At 65.3% G+C, this 16,414-nt stretch carries 18 protein-coding genes; all 18 read right to left on the reverse strand.

Translation table 11 applies throughout. From position 1 onward, the window contains the following. Positions 1-391: 391 nt before the first annotated feature. Positions 392-1,651, reverse strand: coding sequence for a UDP-N-acetylglucosamine 1-carboxyvinyltransferase (murA, locus tag AB0H00_RS14390; protein ID WP_357265753.1), 1,260 nt, complete (start codon positions 1,649-1,651; stop codon positions 392-394). 214 nt (positions 1,652-1,865) lie between these two features. Then, positions 1,866-2,447 (reverse strand): cob(I)yrinic acid a,c-diamide adenosyltransferase, encoded by a 582-nt coding sequence (locus AB0H00_RS14395; protein WP_357265755.1) that lies wholly within the window; start codon positions 2,445-2,447, stop codon positions 1,866-1,868. Between the two features lie 94 nt (positions 2,448-2,541). Next, the gene (locus tag AB0H00_RS14400; RefSeq protein ID WP_357265757.1) at positions 2,542-2,964 is read right to left on the reverse strand and encodes a DUF2550 domain-containing protein; all 423 of its coding nucleotides are present in this window, start codon (positions 2,962-2,964) and stop codon (positions 2,542-2,544) included. Positions 2,965-3,259: 295 nt separating this feature from the next. Next, positions 3,260-3,637 (reverse strand): F0F1 ATP synthase subunit epsilon, encoded by a 378-nt coding sequence (locus tag AB0H00_RS14405; protein WP_357265759.1) that lies wholly within the window; start codon positions 3,635-3,637, stop codon positions 3,260-3,262. A gap of 6 nt (positions 3,638-3,643) precedes the next feature. Next, a complete protein-coding gene (atpD, locus tag AB0H00_RS14410; RefSeq protein ID WP_357265761.1) occupies positions 3,644-5,092 on the reverse strand; it encodes a F0F1 ATP synthase subunit beta in 1,449 nt (482 codons plus the stop codon). Between the two features lie 168 nt (positions 5,093-5,260). After that, a complete protein-coding gene (locus AB0H00_RS14415; RefSeq protein ID WP_357265763.1) occupies positions 5,261-6,232 on the reverse strand; it encodes a F0F1 ATP synthase subunit gamma in 972 nt (323 codons plus the stop codon). A 131-nt stretch (positions 6,233-6,363) separates the two neighbouring features. Continuing rightward, complete coding sequence (gene atpA / locus AB0H00_RS14420) at positions 6,364-7,998, reverse strand: F0F1 ATP synthase subunit alpha (RefSeq protein ID WP_357265765.1); 1,635 nt, start codon at positions 7,996-7,998, stop codon at positions 6,364-6,366. Positions 7,999-8,052: 54 nt separating this feature from the next. Further along, positions 8,053-8,862: a F0F1 ATP synthase subunit delta gene (locus AB0H00_RS14425; protein WP_357265767.1), complete on the reverse strand. Its 810-nt coding sequence runs from the start codon at positions 8,860-8,862 to the stop codon at positions 8,053-8,055. 19 nt (positions 8,863-8,881) lie between these two features. Beyond that, positions 8,882-9,442, reverse strand: a complete 561-nt coding sequence (locus AB0H00_RS14430) for a F0F1 ATP synthase subunit B (protein ID WP_357265769.1) — start codon at positions 9,440-9,442, stop codon at positions 8,882-8,884. 5 nt (positions 9,443-9,447) lie between these two features. Continuing rightward, positions 9,448-9,696 (reverse strand): ATP synthase F0 subunit C, encoded by a 249-nt coding sequence (locus tag AB0H00_RS14435; protein ID WP_327113151.1) that lies wholly within the window; start codon positions 9,694-9,696, stop codon positions 9,448-9,450. Positions 9,697-9,775: 79 nt separating this feature from the next. Then, the gene (atpB, locus tag AB0H00_RS14440; protein ID WP_357265771.1) at positions 9,776-10,624 is read right to left on the reverse strand and encodes a F0F1 ATP synthase subunit A; all 849 of its coding nucleotides are present in this window, start codon (positions 10,622-10,624) and stop codon (positions 9,776-9,778) included. A gap of 251 nt (positions 10,625-10,875) precedes the next feature. Further along, positions 10,876-11,331: a hypothetical protein gene (locus AB0H00_RS14445; RefSeq protein ID WP_357265773.1), complete on the reverse strand. Its 456-nt coding sequence runs from the start codon at positions 11,329-11,331 to the stop codon at positions 10,876-10,878. A gap of 88 nt (positions 11,332-11,419) precedes the next feature. After that, entirely contained in the window at positions 11,420-12,577 is a 1,158-nt protein-coding gene (locus AB0H00_RS14450) for an MraY family glycosyltransferase (protein ID WP_357265775.1), read from the reverse strand. A gap of 16 nt (positions 12,578-12,593) precedes the next feature. Next, positions 12,594-13,271 carry an L-threonylcarbamoyladenylate synthase gene (locus AB0H00_RS14455; RefSeq protein WP_357265777.1) on the reverse strand — a complete coding sequence of 226 codons (678 nt, stop codon included), beginning with the start codon at positions 13,269-13,271 and terminating at the stop codon, positions 12,594-12,596. 190 nt (positions 13,272-13,461) lie between these two features. Next, the gene (prmC, locus tag AB0H00_RS14460; RefSeq protein WP_357265779.1) at positions 13,462-14,385 is read right to left on the reverse strand and encodes a peptide chain release factor N(5)-glutamine methyltransferase; all 924 of its coding nucleotides are present in this window, start codon (positions 14,383-14,385) and stop codon (positions 13,462-13,464) included. 25 nt (positions 14,386-14,410) lie between these two features. After that, complete coding sequence (prfA, locus tag AB0H00_RS14465; RefSeq protein ID WP_357265781.1) at positions 14,411-15,481, reverse strand: peptide chain release factor 1; 1,071 nt, start codon at positions 15,479-15,481, stop codon at positions 14,411-14,413. A gap of 81 nt (positions 15,482-15,562) precedes the next feature. Continuing rightward, on the reverse strand, positions 15,563-15,793 hold the full coding sequence (gene rpmE / locus AB0H00_RS14470; protein ID WP_062982643.1) for a 50S ribosomal protein L31: 231 nt from the start codon (positions 15,791-15,793) through the stop codon (positions 15,563-15,565). Positions 15,794-16,160: 367 nt separating this feature from the next. Further along, positions 16,161-16,388, reverse strand: a complete 228-nt coding sequence (locus AB0H00_RS14475; protein ID WP_357265783.1) for a hypothetical protein — start codon at positions 16,386-16,388, stop codon at positions 16,161-16,163. Between the last annotated feature and the right edge of the window lie 26 nt (positions 16,389-16,414).

Genomic DNA, 16,414 nt, shown 5'->3' on the forward strand with positions numbered 1-16,414 from the left:
CCAACCGGGGGGAAAGAAAGGCCGGAACCAATATAAAAATTGGCACTGACATTCATCGACACACTATTGAGTTCTCAAAGAACACACGCACACACCACCAATCGGATTTCAAACCCGATTGATCAGATGAGGCAACCCATCAAGCTTAGCTCAACCCGGTCACCCGAACAAAATCAGGATCCCGCTCGAACCAGTGCGAACGCCAGGCGCTCCTCGTCCTACCTCGTTTCCCTAGCCTCTCGCTCAGCGTCTCCGCTCAGCTCCTCGGCCCCGGGTCGGTGTCCGTGTCGCTCTGACTTGGATAAAGTTACGTGTCTGTGTGAACGATGTCAAATCGCCTGGTCAGGAAGCATTTTCGGAAACGCTTTCGGAAAGCGCCGCGCACTCGAGATCAACCCGCCGCTCCGACACGCTCCACCTGCCCGCCCAATGACTGCAACTGCTCGACGAAATTCGGGTAGCCGCGGTCGATATGGAAGACATCGTGCACTTCCGTGGTTCCGTCGGCGACCAGACCGGCGAGGACCAGACCGGCGCCGGCCCGGATATCGGACGACCACACCGGCGCGCTCGACAACCGAGGAATACCGCGCACCACCGCGTGGTGCCCATCGGTCCGAGCGTCGGCGCCGAGCCGGATCATCTCCTCTACGAACCGGAAACGCGCCTCGAAGATGTTCTCGGTGATCATCGAGGTGCCGTCGGCGATGGCCGCCAATCCGATTGCCATCGGCTGGAGGTCGGTCGGGAAACCGGGAAACGGCAGCGTCGAGAAGTTCACCGCGCGCGGGCGCTCAGCCTGGATCACACGGAACCCGTCCTGCTCGAACGAGATCCGCGCACCCGCGGAACGCAACTTGTCCAGCACCAGCGAAAGATGCTTGGGGTTCACCCCAGTCACGCGTACGTCACCCATCGTCATCGCGGCGGCGATCCCCCAGGTCGCGGCTACGATGCGGTCGCCGATTACGCGGTGGGTCGTCGGCGCGAGCCGCTCGACACCCTGGATGGTGAGCACCGAGGTGCCCGCGCCACTGATCCGCGCGCCCATCTGGACGAGCATGTGGCACAGATCAACGATGTCGGGTTCGCGCGCGGCATTGTCGATCACCGTTTCCCCCTCGGCGAGCACCGCCGCCATGAGGATGTTCTCGGTCGCGCCGACGGAGGGGAAATCGAGCCGAATTTTGGCACCCTGCAGTTCATCGGCGCGCGCGACCACGCAGCCGTGCTCGATCTCGCTGGTCGCGCCGAGCAACCGCAGTCCCGCCTGATGCATGTCGAGCGGACGCGAACCGATCGCGTCACCGCCGGGAAGTGCGACGACGGCGCGCTTGCATCGTGCCATCAGCGGACCGAGCACACACACCGACGCCCGGAACTGGGTGACCGCAGGGAAATCCGCGTGGTACTTCGGCTCGGCGGGAGTGGTGATGGTGACCACCCCGCCGTCGATCCCGACGTCACAGCCGAGACCGCGCAACACGTCGCCCATCAGCGGCACGTCGAGGATGTCCGGGCAGTTCGTGATCGTGGTGGTGCCCTCGGCCAGCAACGCAGCGGCCATCAGCTTGAGGACGCTGTTCTTGGCGCCCCCCACTGTGACCTCACCGACGAGTCGATTCCCGCCAGTAACCAAAAACCGTTCCATGCCGCCTCTCCGCGTATTCGGCGCACTGTTGGTGCAAGGATAGTTGCGGCGGCCCGCTATGGCGCCACCTCTTCGCGACTACCTCGCCTCTCCGCATTTTTTGCCGAGCGGCAGGTGCCGCGAGGTGGGCATTTTGCGGGCGACGGTTCGATCCCGTCACATTTCCGGCATGCCCGGTGAGTTGTTCGTGTACTCGCGTGTCCTCACCACACGATCAGGTGCTCGTCCGGTCCCCGCCAGGCTTCCACAGGATATCGCCGCCGGGATTCGCCACTCGGCTCAGGATGAACAGCAGGTCGGACAGGCGATTGAGGTACTTGGCCGGCAGAACGCTGGTGTCCTCCTGGTGCGCTTCGATCGCGGCCCATGCGGAACGTTCCGCGCGGCGGGCAACGGTGCGCGCCGTGTGCAGCAGTGCCGCAAGCGGCGTCCCGCCGGGCAGAATGAACGAATTCAGCGCGGGCAGTCCAGCATTGAACTCGTCACACCAAGCTTCGAGACGATCGACGTACGACTGGGTGACGCGCAGTGGCGGGTATTTCGGCTCCGTCACCATCGGTGTGGAGAGGTCCGCCCCCGCGTCGAACAGATCATTCTGTATCTGCCGCAGCACCGCGAGCATCGCCTCCTCCGGCTGCCCGAGTGCGATCGCCACACCGATGGCGGCGTTCGTCTCGTCGCAGTCCGCGTAGGCGATCAAGCGCGTTTCGGTCTTGGCGACCCTGGAGAAGTCGCTCAAACCCGTGGTCCCGTCATCGCCGGTCCGCGTATAGATCCGCGTCAAATGCACACTCACGACTGCACCTCGCCGGCGATCGGCTCAGTCATGACCGAGCGACGACGCTCAGCTGTGCCTGTTGTTCGCTCGCTCATAAGACAACCTTATGCGCTCAGAGACCAGGCATCCGGCGGGTGCGGTCGGAGGGGCGGGATTCCACCCAGGAAAGAAAAGCGGTCAAGGAGTCCCGGTCGAGGGCCAACTCGAAGCCGCCAGCCGGATCCGACACCGTGATCACCGCGATGTCGTCGGTCATGATGTCGTATTCGTCGCCGCGTGGACCGCGGCGGTCACCGATTTCGACGCCCTGGCGCCGAATCGTGGAATCCGGACCGAGTCTGAGGCTGGTGAGCTTGAAGAAGACGAGCCGGTCCTCGTCGTAACGGATCAACCCATGCCGCCAACCTTGACCACCGCTAGCAGGCAGCACCCGCAGAATCGCGGCAGTTCCGCCGCGGCGCAGCATGATCAGGCGATAGCTCGAGGCAAGTGCGAGGAAAACGAGCGTCAGCACCAGAATGATCAGGAGAACCATCCCGGTCTGCAATGCAGTTCGTCCCTTCGCTCCGCCGCTGTGTCGTCGACACGGTATTCGATGTTCGCAGGCCCTTCGTGGTTACGCAGCCTGCCGCCTCCGAGCCTGATGCTCACACCGCGTGCGGTCATTCAACCACGGCCCCGAGTTTACAAATGGCCCGGCCGTGTCCGAGCGTTGCGGGCGATCCGACAATGCCTCGGTGAGCGCGCTCTCCGTGCGTCTACAAAGACGCTGTCGGCGGTGAAGAAATCTTCACCGCCGACAGCCGTCGTACTCATTGACAGGTTGTTGCTTACGCGTTCGCGTTCTGCTCGACCGCGCGCACCCGGGCCTGAGCGGCCCTCTGCTGCTCTTGGCTGGCCTCCGAGTCGGCCAGCACCCGGCGGGCCGCCTCGACATCTACCTCGTCGGCGAACTCCGCGGACTCGGCCAGAACCCGGACCGAGTTCGCGGTCACCGAGAAGAAGCCACCGTGCACCGCGGCGACGATCCGCTCACCGTCGGTGTCCACGATGGCGACGGTGCCGCCCTCGACCAACTGGCCGAGCAGCGGCTCGTGCCCCGGCATGATGCCGATCTGGCCCTCGGTGGTCTGCGCGCTGACGAAGGACGCCTGGCCCGACCAGAGCAGTCGCTCGACGGCGACGAGATCAACTGACATTTCCGCCATCGATGACTACTTTCCGGCGATCTTCTTCGCGGCCGCCTCGACGTCGTCGAGACCACCGCAGCTGTTGAACGCCTGCTCCGGGAAGTGGTCGAACTCGCCCTTGCAGACACGGTCGAAGTCGTCGATGGTCTGCTCCAGCGGCACGACCGAGCCCACCTGCCCGGTGAACTTTTCGGCCACGATGAAGTTCTGGCCGAGGAACTTCTCCAGACGACGGGCGCGGCCCACGAGGACCTTGTCCTCCTCGGAGAGCTCGTCCATACCGAGGATGGCGATGATGTCCTGCAGCTCCTTGTACTTCTGCAGGATCCGCTTCACCTCGTTGGCGACCGCGAAGTGCCGATCGCCGACGATCGAAGCCTCCAGGATGCGGGAGGTCGAGGTCAGCGGGTCGACGGCCGGGTAGATGCCCTTCTGCGAGATCGGGCGGGAGAGCTCGGTCGTCGCGTCCAAGTGGGCGAAGGTGGTCGCCGGCGCCGGGTCGGTGTAGTCGTCGGCGGGCACGTAGATAGCCTGCAGCGAGGTGATGGACCGACCACGGGTCGAGGTGATGCGCTCCTGCAGCTCACCCATCTCGTCGGCCAGCGTCGGCTGGTAACCGACGGCCGAGGGCATGCGGCCGAGCAGGGTCGACACCTCGGAACCGGCCTGTGTGAACCGGAAGATGTTGTCGATGAACAGCAGCACGTCCTGGTGCTGCACGTCGCGGAAGTACTCGGCCATGGTCAGGGCCGAGAGGGCGACGCGCATACGGGTGCCCGGCGGCTCGTCCATCTGGCCGAAGACGAGGGCGGTGTCCGGGAGGACGCCCATCTCTTCCATCTCCAGCCGGAGGTCGGTGCCCTCACGGGTGCGCTCGCCGACGCCGGCGAACACGGAGGTGCCGGAGAACTCCCGCGCGATACGGGTGATCATCTCCTGGATCAGAACGGTCTTACCGACACCGGCGCCACCGAACAGACCGATCTTGCCACCCTTCACATAGGGGGTGAGCAGGTCGATGACCTTGATTCCCGTCTCCAGGATCTCGGTCTTGCCCTCGAGCTGGTCGAACGACGGCGGCTTGCGGTGGATGCCCCACTGCTCGCCGTCACGGCCGAGGCCAGGAGTGTCCAGACAGTCGCCGAGGGCGTTGAAGACGTGGCCCTTGACGACGTCACCGACCGGCACCGAGATCGGCTTGCCGGTGTCGGTGACCGTGGCGCCACGGACCAGGCCGTCGGTCGGCTGCATCGAGATGGTGCGCACGATGTTGTCGCCGAGGTGCTGGGCGACCTCGAGGGTCAGGGTCTTGGCCACCGAGGTCAACGTGATCTCGGCGTGCAGAGCGTTGAACAGCTCGGGGATGGCTCCCCGCGGGAACTCGACGTCCACGACGGGGCCGATGACCCGGACGACGCGGCCTGCGGCGGCGCCCGTCCGGCTCGTGTTGTCTCGAGTAACAGCTGCGGTCATTGGTTGGTTCTCTTCCGTGTCGATTGGCGGCATTGGCGGGGCACTTCGTGGTTACGCACGCTTCCGCCTCCGTGCCCAACGCTCATGCCGTGTCGATTGGCGGCATTCGCGGGGCACTTCGTGGTTACGCACGCTTCCTGCCTCCGTACCCGTCTCATGCCGCGGCGCTTAGTCGCGGTCCGAGCTCGACGCCAGCGCGTTCACGCCGCCGACGATTTCGCTGATTTCCTGCGTGATCTGGGCCTGACGCACCGAGTTGGCCTGGCGTGTGAGCACACTGGCCAGATCGTTGGCGTTGTCGGTGGCGGCCTTCATTGCGGTGCGCCGAGCCGCGGACTCGGATGCCGCTGCCTCGAGCAACGACGCGTAGATACGCGTATTGACGTACTTCGGCAGCAGCGCCGCCAGCAGTACATCGGCGTCGGGCTCGAATTCGTACTGCGCGTGGACGTCCGCGGTCGCGGAATCCGAGAGGCTGTCCTCGCCCAAGTCGAAGTTCTCGTCGACGAAGCTCACCTGGATCGGCGCAAGACGGCGCACCTCCGGGTTCTGGGTCAGCATCGACACGAAGCGGGTGTACACGATGTGCAGTTCGTCGACACCTGCGATGGTGCCCGTCCCGTTCGGTGCGGGGACCTCGCCGTCCGCACCGGCCATGAAGGCTTCCACCATGTGGTGGCAGGCGGCCGAAGCGTCGGTGTACTTCGGCTGCTGCGAGAACCCGGTCCAAGCCGACACGAACGGGCGATTGCGGAAGGTGTAGTAGGTCAGGCCTTTGTTGCCCATGACGTAGAGCACCGGCTCCTTGCCCTCATCCCGCAAGGTGGTCATCAATTCTTCGGCGCGTTTGAGCACGTTCGAGTTGTAGCCACCGCACATGCCGCTGTCGCTGGTGATCACCAGCACCGCGGCACGACGGGCGTTGGGGCGCTCGGTCAGCAGCGGGTGCGAGAGGTTCTTCGACGCACTCGCCAGCTCGCTGAGAACCTTCGTGATCTCCTCCGCGTACGGCTTCGCAGCCGCGACCCTCGCCTGAGCCTTGGAGATTCGCGAGGTCGCGATCAGCTCTTGGGCCTTGGTGATCTTCTTGATCGAATTGACACCACGAATGCGGGAACGCAATTCACGCAAGCTCGCCATCAGCGGTTCACACTCCCTTCCTTCGCGGCCGTAGATTGGCAGCATTCGCGGGGCACTTCGTGGCTACGGATGCTTCCGCCTCCGTGCCCGGCGCTCATGCCGCGGATCGAATAGCGCATTGCAGGCCCGCGTTACTTCTCGACGTGTTTGCGGGTCACCGACAGCGACTCGACCTCTTCGTGGTCGAGCTCACCGGCGTCCTCATCGACCACGCGACTGCCGTCGGAGGCGAGGAAGCCCTGTTTGAACTTGTCGGTCGCCGCCTTGATCGCGTCGGCCGCTTCACCGTCGAGCACCTTGCCGCCCGCGATGGACTTGAACGCGTCGGCCGCGGTGCGGTGCAGGTCTTCCAGCAGCTCGGTGCTGAACCGGCGGATGTCGGCGACCGGAACCGAGTCGTAGTAGCCGCCGTCGACCAGGTAGATCGACACGATCTGGTCCTCGACCGGGACCGGCGAGTACTGATCCTGCTTGAGCAGCTCCACCCAGCGGGCGCCGCGCTCGAGCTGCGCCAGCGATGCGGCGTCGAGGTCGGAGGCGAACGCGGAGAACGCCTCCAGCTCGCGGTACTGGGCCATTTCCAGACGCAGTGATCCGGCGACCTTCCTCATGCCCTTGGTCTGAGCGGCACCACCGACGCGGGAGACCGAGGTACCGACGTTGATCGCCGGACGAACACCCTTGTTGAACAGGTCGGACTCGAGGAAGACCTGGCCGTCGGTGATGGAGATGACGTTGGTCGGAATGAACGCCGAGATGTCGTTGGCCTTGGTCTCGATGATCGGCAGACCGGTCATCGAGCCCGCACCCATCTCGTCGGACAGCTTCGCGCAACGCTCCAGAAGGCGGGAGTGGAGGTAGAAGACGTCACCCGGGTACGCCTCGCGGCCCGGCGGGCGACGCAGCAGCAGCGAGATGGCGCGGTACGCCTCGGCCTGCTTGGTCAGGTCGTCGAACACGATCAGGACGTGTTTGCCCTGGTACATCCAGTGCTGGCCGATAGCCGAACCGGTGTACGGAGCCAGCCACTTGAAGCCGGCGGAGTCCGACGCGGGGGCCGCGACGATGGTGGTGTACTCCATCGCGCCGTGCTGCTCCAGCGCGGTCTTGACGCCCGCGATGGTGGAACCCTTCTGACCGATCGCGACGTAGATGCAGCGCACCTGCTTATTCGAGTCGCCCGTCTCCCAGTTCGCCTTCTGCGCCAGGATGGCGTCGATGCAGACCGCGGTCTTGCCGGTCTTGCGGTCGCCGATGATCAGCTGGCGCTGGCCACGACCGATCGCGGTCAGGGCGTCGATGGCGGTAATGCCGGTGGCCAGCGGCTCCTCGACCGGCTGGCGTTCCAGCACAGTCGCGGCCTGCAGCTCGAGCACGCGCTGCTCTTCGGCCTCGATCTCGCCGAGACCGTCGATCGGCTGGCCGAGCGGGTTCACGACGCGGCCGAGGAACTTGTCGCCGACCGGTACCGAGAGCACGTCACCGGTCCGGCGAACCTCCTGGCCCTCCTCGATCTCGGCGAACTCGCCGAGGATGACCGCACCGATCGCACGGTCCTCGAGGTTCAGCGCGACGCCGAGCACGCCGCCAGGGAACTCGAGCAGCTCGTTGGCCATCGCCGAGGGCAGGCCGCTGACATGCGCGATGCCGTCGCTGGTATCGGTGACCACACCGACTTCTTCGATGGAGGTCTCGGGGGTGTAGCTCTGGGTGTAGCTCTCGATCGCGCTACGGATCTCGTCGGAGGAGATCGTCAGCTCCGCCATGTTCTTCCTGCTCTCGCTGTCTGGGTCTGGAATGTCGGGGGTGGTGAGCGCGCGCTAGGTCAGGGCCCGGCGCAGCTTTTCCAGTCGGCCGAGGGCGCTGCCGTCGATCACATCGTCACCGATGTGCACGACGAGTCCGCTCAGCAAACTCGGGTCGACCTGGACGTGCACCGTGATCGCCCTGTCGTAGATGCGCCGCAGCGACGTGGCCAACCGCTCGCGCTGCCGCTGGGTGAGCGCGATCGCGGCGCGCACATGCGCGACGATCTGATCACGACGACCCGCTGCCAGGTCGGACAGTTCGTCGAAGGCGGCGCCGATGCTCGACCGCTGCCTGGTCACCACCTGCTCCGCCAGGGTCAGGGTGATGGGCTCCGTCTTGCCCGTCAGCAAACGCGCGACCAGATCGCGCTTGGCCGAGGCCGACTTCGCCCGATCCGACAGTGCCTGCTCCAACTCCGGGTTGTCGCTGATGATCCGGCCGAGCCGGAACAGCTCGTCCTCGACCGCGTCGAGCCGGCCGCTGTCGGCCGCCGACTCCAGCAACGCCTCCTGACCGAGCAGTACCAAGGTGTCGACCAGGTTCGAGGTGCGCGACCAGTTCTGGGCCACCGCAGTGGTCAGCACCGCCAGCGTGGCAGCGCTGACCTTGCCGCCGAAGACCCGCTCGCACAGCTCCGCGCGCACGGATCCCGCCACCGACACGTCCGCGAGCGCGACACGCAGCGAACGCTGGTCGTCCAGCACGGCGACAACGGCGAACAGTTCCGACCCCGTCGTGGCCGCAACACTGTCGCTTCCGGTCAGAGCGGCCCGAAGCGCCTCCCGGGACCGGGAGCTGGCCTCGCGGCTCGCTGCGTACATGCTTCTCACTTTCGCGTCGTTACCTTCCGACCCCGATGCCTGCATCCGACTCGTCGAGTTCGTCGAGGAACCGCTCGATCGATGCCGCCTGCTTGGCTTCGTCCGAAACCGACTGCCCGATAATCTTTTCGGCCAGATCGACGGCCGTGCGGCCGACCTCGGAGCGCAGCTCGGTCAGGATCTGCTGGCGCTGGGCTTCCAGCTGGGTGTGGCCCGCGGCGACGATGCGGTCGCTTTCGGCTTGGGCCTCGGCGCGCATCTGCGCGAGGATCTGCTGGCCCTGGGTGCGCGCGTCCTCACGGATGCGCGCGGCTTCGAGCCGTGCTTCGGCCAGCTGCTGCTGGTACTGCTGCAGGGTGAGCTGAGCTTCTTCCTGCGCGGCCTCGGCACGAGCGATGCCGCCCTCGATCTTGTCGGAGCGCTCATCGAGCGTCTTCATCAGACGCGGGACCACGTACTTGTAGAACAGGATCCCGATGATGATGACGCAGACGATCGACCAGACGATGTCATACGTTTCGGGGATGAGAGGATTCACTTCCTCTCCCTCCGCCGCCGCGAGCAAAGCTGACTCGTACATCGGAATCAGAAAATGAAGCCGGCGACGAGGCCGATCAGGGCCAGCGCCTCGGTGAACGCGATACCGAGGAACATATTGGTCCGGATGGTGCCCTGCAGCTCAGGCTGGCGAGCAATACCCTCGATCGCCTTGCCGACGACGATGCCGACGCCGATGCCGGGGCCGATCGCGGCGAGACCGTAGCCGATGGCACCGAAACCCTTGAACTTGTCGGGGGTCGTCGCGGCTTCCTGGGCCAGGTAAGCGAGGCTCATGAGTCTTCCATTCCCTTTCTGTTGCTCACCCGCCGGTCGGCGTGGTGTAGCAGGTTTCCGGTAGTTGTGGTCGGTCAGGTCAGTGAGCGTCGGCGTGCTGCGCGAGCCCGATGTAGACGGCGGTCAGCAACGCAAACACGTAAGCCTGCAGGAAGATGACCAACAGCTCGAACAGCGTGAACCCGAGCCCGGCGAGCAGTGAGAACGGCGAGAACACCTTCATCCACGCTGCGGCGTCGAACAGGAAGAACCAGGTCGCGCTGAAGAACAGCACCAGCATGATGTGACCGGCCAGCATGTTCGCCATGAGTCGGACGGTCAGCGTGAACGGGCGCAGGATGAAGGTCGATACGAACTCGATCGGAATCAGCAACACGTGCAACGCAGGGGGAACATTCGGAACGACGATGCTGCTGCGCATGTAGGTAAGGAATCCGTACTTCCGGATACCGACGTAGTTGAACGCCAAGTATGCGATGACGGCCAGCACCAGAGGCATGCCGATTCGGGCGTTCGACGAGATGTTCAATCCAGGAATGACGCCGGAGAAGTTCAGAAAGAGAACCGTGAAGAAGATCGTCGCGATCAGCGGGAAGAATTTGCGGCCCGATTCCTTACCCAATACCTCGTCACAGATCTGCTCCTTGACGAAGACCAGGCCGATTTCCGCGACATTCTGCAGACCGCGCGGAACGATCCTGGGCGAGCGGAATGCCAGCGTCATGACCAGGACAAGGACGGCGGTCATCAGGATGCGAATCAGCATCAATCGATCGAGTTCGAACGGCGTACCCTCGAACAGCACAGCTGGAGGGAAGAAGTCGGTAAGCGACGGCGCGTGGAACTCGGCCGCCAGAGTGGTGACGCTCAGCGTTCTCTCCCGTGTTCGGGCCGCGGGTACGGTCATTCCCGCGGTTCGATCGGACATTGACGATCAAATTGGGTCGACTCAGGTCGGCTCGAAGTTCGTCAGCAGCTGTGCGGCGGTTTTGACTCCACCCGGCGTCTGTACGTGTGTCGGCGACATCGTCGACATGCAGAACCGGAACCCTCGGGGCCCGGCACGGCAGTAAGCATAGCGACACTCGAAGGGATCTGGGCGATCCCCCCTCGCTTGATTGCTTGCTTACCAAGACTTTACCAAGCTATCTACGACAGCGTGTAGGTGGGTGGAGTTAGTTACTCGCCGGTACCCGGCGCACCCTCCGTTTCGGTGGTCGTCACGTATGGAACCTTCTGGCGCAGAACGCCATACGTCTCTGCTCCCAGCACGATGACCAGGGCTCCGACCACCGTGAGGAACAGGGCGACCCGGTCGTAGAACTCGAACCGATTCAGGATCGCGATGACCACCAAGGCCACCAACACCTTGCCGACCCAGCTGGCCAGCATGACCAGCCCCGCGGTACTCGGTGGCAGCTTCGCGCCGAACAATACGACGGCCGCGGTGGTCAGGATGAAGCCGCCGCCGATCGCGGCGCCGAGCAGAGCACCCCACACTCCGGACATCCCCGCGACCGCAAAGCCGAGCGCGACGGCCGAGACCACCAGGATGCCGAGCCCGATCAGGCCGTAGCGCAGCGCCGCCCGCAGCGGCGCATCAGGTGCGGGGATGGGGGTGGGAGTGAAGCTCACGACCTCACCTCGCTGGCGCTCGGCGCCGCCGTGCGCTTGGCACTCTGTGTTGATGGTTCGCTCGCAAGCTCGCTCACAGCCGTCGACTTTACCCGGACGGCGTCCGGTCGCCCGCGGGCTCCCCGCGCCGCAGCCCCGGAATCGCGGTGATGACGAGGGCGAAAACCAACCCGCCCGCCATCAGCAGAACGACCAGCCTGCGGTCCATCAGCGAGGTACCGACGGCGCCGAACGCGAGCACCCCGACCCACAAATAGATCAGCAGCACGACGCGACGGTGCGAGTGTCCGATCTGCAGCAAACGATGATGCAAGTGCATTTTGTCCGGAGTCGAGAAACTCACGCCCGCGCGCACCCGACGCACGATGGCCAGCAGCATGTCGAGCACCGGAATGAACATCACCGCACCCACCAGCAACAGCGGCGACAGCAGACCGACGATGTCGCGCGGCCCGTATCCCTGCAAGGGAATTCGACCGGATGCCCCGGTCGATACCGCGGCCAGCATCAGACCGATCAACATCGAGCCGGAATCGCCCATGAAAATTCGCGCGGGCTGAAAATTATGCGGCAGAAATCCGAGGCACGCGCCCGCCAGGGCGGCGGCGAGCAGCGAGGGCGGATAGGTGTCGACCGATCCGCCCTGTTCGTTCATCAATCCGAGGCAGAACACGAAGACCGCGAGCGCCGCGATCAAGCCCAGGCCCGCCGCGAGACCGTCGAGGCCGTCGACGAAGTTCATGGCATTGATCAGAGTGACGGTCACCGCGACCGTGACCAGACCACCTTGCAACCCATCCAAGACCACCGTGGTGTTGCTGAACGGGTTGTAGATGACGTACCAGCCCAATCCCATCACGGCCATCACGCCTGCCGCCGTCACCTGCCCGGCGAACTTGGTGAGCGCATCCAGTCCCCAGCGATCATCGACGATCCCGACGAGAACGATCAGCGTGCTCGCCACGAGCACCGCGATCGGGATGTTCGGCTTGTATTCGAAACCGCTCCGCAGCGCAGGTAGCTGGTGTGCGAACAGCACGGCTGCCACGACCCCGATGTACATCCCGACGCCGCCCATGCGAGGGATCGGCTTGACATGCACATCCCGATCGCGCGGCACGGCGACCGCGCCGAAGCCGATCGCCAGTACCCGGACTCCGCCGGTGGCCAGGAAGGTCACGACCGAGGAGATGAGGAGCACGACCAGCAGCTCACGAAGCGGAACGACAGCGCTCGAACCGATCATCCGAGGTTCGGCCCGATCATCCGAGCCGCTGCTGGGCCGCGGCGGCGGTCAGTGCCTCCGGCGGCATCCCGAGCACCTCGGCGATGTCGGCGATGGGGATCGCGCCCTCGCGCAGAATCCGTGGCTGGTCGGCGGTCAGATCCACGATGGTGGATGCGACGGCGTGCTCGGCGGGACCTCCATCGAGGTAGACGCCGACCAGCTCGCCGAGCTGGTCACGGGCCCCCGCCGCGGTGTGCGCCGGTGCCTGTCCGGACACGTTGGCGCTGGACACCGCGAGCGGCCCGACCTCGCGCAGCAGCTCCAGCGCGACCGAGTGCAGTGGCATCCGCAGCATCACTGTCCCCCGTGTGTCGCCGAGATCCCAGGCTAGCGAAGGAGCTTGCTGCACAACGAGACTCAGACCGCCGGGCCAGAACGCCCGGATCAACTCACGGGCCTGCGGGCGCACCGAGAACACCAGGCCGTCGATGGTGTGCCAGGAACCGACCAGAACGGGTACCGGCATGTCCCTGCCGCGGCGCTTGGCCGCCAACAGCGAGCTCACCGCGCTGGAATCGAACGCGTCGGCGGCCACGCCATACAGGGTGTCGGTGGGCAGCACGACCAAACGCCCGGACTTCAGGGCGCTGGTGGCTGCGGATAGTCCGGCGGCACGCGAGTCGGGATCCGCGCAGTCGTAGACGGTACTCACAGCACCCATCCTGGCATCTATCCCGCCTCTCCGAGAATTCAGGCCGTACTAGTCGGGTAGCGCATGATTTGCGTTCAGGTCCTGCGTCGGGTGCCGAGCAAGGTTTTGGGCGTGCCGGGCACGCCCAGAAGGGAGACGGCACCAAACGCAGGACCTGAACGCAAATCATGCGTCACCCGACTGGTACGGCCTAAAGCCCGGAGAGGCGGGGGAGCCTGGATTCTCGGAGAGGCGGAGCAGTGCGAGTGGCGGCTACGAAGCGGGGTTTGCCTGCTAGGTCGAGGTGTTCGATGACATCGGCGAATGCGCCGGTGGCGGTGAGGAGGGCGGCTACCCCGGAGCCGTTGGTGTCATCGTGTTCGATGGCGGTGGCGCCGCCCGGGCGAAGGATCCGGGTGATGTTCGGGAGCATCGCGCGGATGACGTCCAGCCCGTCCGGACCGCCGAACAGGGCGATATGCGGGTCGTGCTCGGCCACCTCGGGATCGAGGCGGGCGCCCTCCGGTATGTAGGGCGGATTGGATACCACGACGTCCACTCTGCCGTCGAAATCGGCGAGCAGCGCGGGATCGGTGACATCGTCGGCGTAGAGGGTGATCGGGGTGTCGCCGGCCGCGATGCGGTCGTCGGCGTTGCGCCGCGCCCACGGCAGCGCGGCGGGATCGAGCTCGATCGCATGCACGTCGGCGTCAGGGCGCGCGTGCGCGATGGCCAGCGCGAGCGCTCCGGACCCGGTGCACAGGTCGACCACGATCGGGGTGTGGTCGTGCGGCAGCGCCTCCAGCTGGGCCAGCGCCCAGGCGAACAGCAGTTCGGTCTCCGGGCGGGGCACGAAGACGCCGGGCCCGACCGCGAGATCGATCGCGCCCATCGCGGCCGTCCCGGTCAAGTGCTGCAACGGAATACGCTGCGCGCGGCGGGCGACCAGCTCGCCGTACTCGGCCAGCTTCTCCGGCGACACGAGCGGTGTCAGCGCCAGCCTGGTGCGCGCGACGCCGAGAACGTGCGCCGCCAGCTGCTCGGCGTCGGCCTGCGGGCTGTGCACACCCGCCGTCCGCAAGGTCTCGATGGCGTCGTTGATGGCGGGTCGCAGCGCGACTCGAGTCGTAGACATGACAACGACTCTGCCCGAAGCGGGTTTATTCCGCGGCCATACGCGCTTCGCGATCCGCTTTGCCCAAAGCATCCAGCAGCGCGTCCATATCGCCATCGAGCACGGAGTCCAGGTTATGCGCCTTGAAACCGATCCGATGATCGGTGATCCGGTTCTCCGGGAAGTTGTAGGTGCGAATCCGCTCGGAGCGGTCCACGGTGCGAATTTGGCTGGCCCGGCCCGCGGCCGCCTCCTGATCGGCCTGTTCTTCGGCCAGCGCTTGCAGTCTGGCCGCGAGCACCTGCATAGCGCGGGCCTTGTTCTGCAGCTGTGAACGCTCGTTCTGGCAAGTCACCACGATGCCGGACGGCAGATGGGTGATACGCACCGCGGAGTCGGTGGTGTTGACGCCTTGCCCGCCCTTGCCGGAGGAGCGGTAGACATCGATGCGCAGATCGGACTCGTCGATCTGTACCGCCTCGACCTCGTCGGGCTCCGGGTAGATCAGCACACCCGCCGCCGACGTGTGGATGCGCCCCTGCGACTCGGTCACCGGGACGCGCTGCACGCGGTGCACGCCGCCCTCGAACTTGAATCGCGACCACACGCCGTCGCGCGCGGCATCGCGACTCTTGATCGACAGCGTCGCCTCTTTGTACCCACCCAGATCGGACAGGGTGACGTCCAGAATCTCGACCTTCCAGCCGTGTCGTTCGGCATAGCGCACGTACATGCGGGCCAGATCGGAGGCGAACAGCGCGGACTCCTCGCCGCCCTCACCGGACTTCACCTCCAGTACGACATCGTCACCGTCGTGCGGGTCGCGCGGGGCGAGCAGGTCGGCGAGCGTCAGCTCCAACTCCTCGACCTCTTTCGCCAAATCGGGAACCTCGGCGGCGAAGGCCGCATCGTCTGCGGCGAGCTCCTGCGCGGCGGACAGATCGCCACGTGCCGCCTCCAGCTTGTTGTAGGTGGCCATGATCGGAGCCAACTCGGCGAACCGCTTGCCGACCCGACGCGCGGCGCCCGCATCGTTGTGCAGCGACGGATCGGCCAGCTGCGTCTCCAAGCCCGCGTACTCGGCCAGAATGTCGTCGATGGCGGACGGTTGCGTCACGGTGCTTCCTTCTCCTGAGACCTGTCCATACAAAACACCGACGCCCGGCCTGCACAGCAGGACCGGGCGTCGGCGAGGAAGCTACTTGGCGTCGGCTTTCTTGCCGGCACGCTTGCCGTAGCGCGCTTCGAAGCGGGCCACGCGCCCACCGGTGTCGAGGATCTTCTGCTTGCCGGTGTAGAACGGGTGGCACTGCGAGCAGACCTCGACGGTGATGTGTCCCGACTCCTTGGTGCTGCGAGTCTGGAAGGTGTTGCCGCAACCACAGACGACCGTGGTCTCGACATACGCCGGGTGAATTCCTGCCTTCATGGATGTCCTCTCGGGTTTGGCCGCCGGGTCGCTCGAGCGCGGATTCGCCAGAACGTGAACCGGAACCGACTAGGCGGGAGGTCTGCTCGCCTGAGCAGACGCAACGACCGTTCAGTATGCCAGAAATGCCGTTACGCTCCCAAAACGCCTCGGGCATGTGGTTTGTTCCCGCCCCGGTGATCACCCGTCCTCGTCGCCTCTGGCGGCTCGGGCACACGAATTGGCGGCGTGTCAGAAGCCCGAAGTCGGGTAGTGCGCTACTCAGGAACGCCAACAGTTGGATTCATCGAGTTGGCTGCGTGGTGATGCACACCGACGCGTGTGGACAGAAAGGAGAAACCGTGAACCTCCGAGTCGCTGCCGCGATTTACGTTCTACTGATTCTCGCTGTCGCGGTGGGGTGGTGTGCACACCCGGAAAGCACGCACTCCGCGACGCCTGCGCACACGGCGTACGTGGAAGTGGAAGCATCGGACACCGACGTGGCAGGCTCCGCGGTGACGATCAGCGCGATGGTCTTCGGTTTCTTGATCAGCGGTGCGGCCATGATCGGCGGCATGTTCTTCGGCCCGCGGACGCCGAAAGGGCCCCGCATACGCGGGGCCCTTTCGGCGCAACAAC

The organism is Nocardia sp. NPDC023852 (assembly GCF_040639505.1).
Taxonomy (GTDB): domain Bacteria; phylum Actinomycetota; class Actinomycetes; order Mycobacteriales; family Mycobacteriaceae; genus Nocardia.

Excerpts from the sequence above, each read along its gene's own strand:
- atpB (WP_357265771.1), bottom strand. The coding sequence starts at position 10,624 with ATGTCCGATCGAACCGCGGGAATGACCGTACCCGCGGCCCGAACACGG.
- AB0H00_RS14450 (WP_357265775.1), bottom strand. The coding sequence starts at position 12,577 with ATGATCGGTTCGAGCGCTGTCGTTCCGCTTCGTGAGCTGCTGGTCGTG.
- murA (WP_357265753.1), bottom strand. The coding sequence starts at position 1,651 with ATGGAACGGTTTTTGGTTACTGGCGGGAATCGACTCGTCGGTGAGGTC.
- AB0H00_RS14475 (WP_357265783.1), bottom strand. The coding sequence starts at position 16,388 with ATGCGGGGCCCTTTCGGCGTCCGCGGGCCGAAGAACATGCCGCCGATC.
- prmC (WP_357265779.1), bottom strand. The coding sequence starts at position 14,385 with ATGTCTACGACTCGAGTCGCGCTGCGACCCGCCATCAACGACGCCATC.
- rpmE (WP_062982643.1), bottom strand. The coding sequence starts at position 15,793 with ATGAAGGCAGGAATTCACCCGGCGTATGTCGAGACCACGGTCGTCTGT.
- atpA (WP_357265765.1), bottom strand. The coding sequence starts at position 7,998 with ATGGCGGAGCTGACGATCTCCTCCGACGAGATCCGTAGCGCGATCGAG.
- atpD (WP_357265761.1), bottom strand. The coding sequence starts at position 5,092 with ATGACCGCAGCTGTTACTCGAGACAACACGAGCCGGACGGGCGCCGCC.
- AB0H00_RS14430 (WP_357265769.1), bottom strand. The coding sequence starts at position 9,442 with ATGTACGAGTCAGCTTTGCTCGCGGCGGCGGAGGGAGAGGAAGTGAAT.
- AB0H00_RS14405 (WP_357265759.1), bottom strand. The coding sequence starts at position 3,637 with ATGGCGGAAATGTCAGTTGATCTCGTCGCCGTCGAGCGACTGCTCTGG.
- AB0H00_RS14400 (WP_357265757.1), bottom strand. The coding sequence starts at position 2,964 with ATGGTTCTCCTGATCATTCTGGTGCTGACGCTCGTTTTCCTCGCACTT.
- AB0H00_RS14435 (WP_327113151.1), bottom strand. The coding sequence starts at position 9,696 with ATGAGCCTCGCTTACCTGGCCCAGGAAGCCGCGACGACCCCCGACAAG.
- AB0H00_RS14415 (WP_357265763.1), bottom strand. The coding sequence starts at position 6,232 with ATGGCGAGCTTGCGTGAATTGCGTTCCCGCATTCGTGGTGTCAATTCG.
- AB0H00_RS14425 (WP_357265767.1), bottom strand. The coding sequence starts at position 8,862 with ATGTACGCAGCGAGCCGCGAGGCCAGCTCCCGGTCCCGGGAGGCGCTT.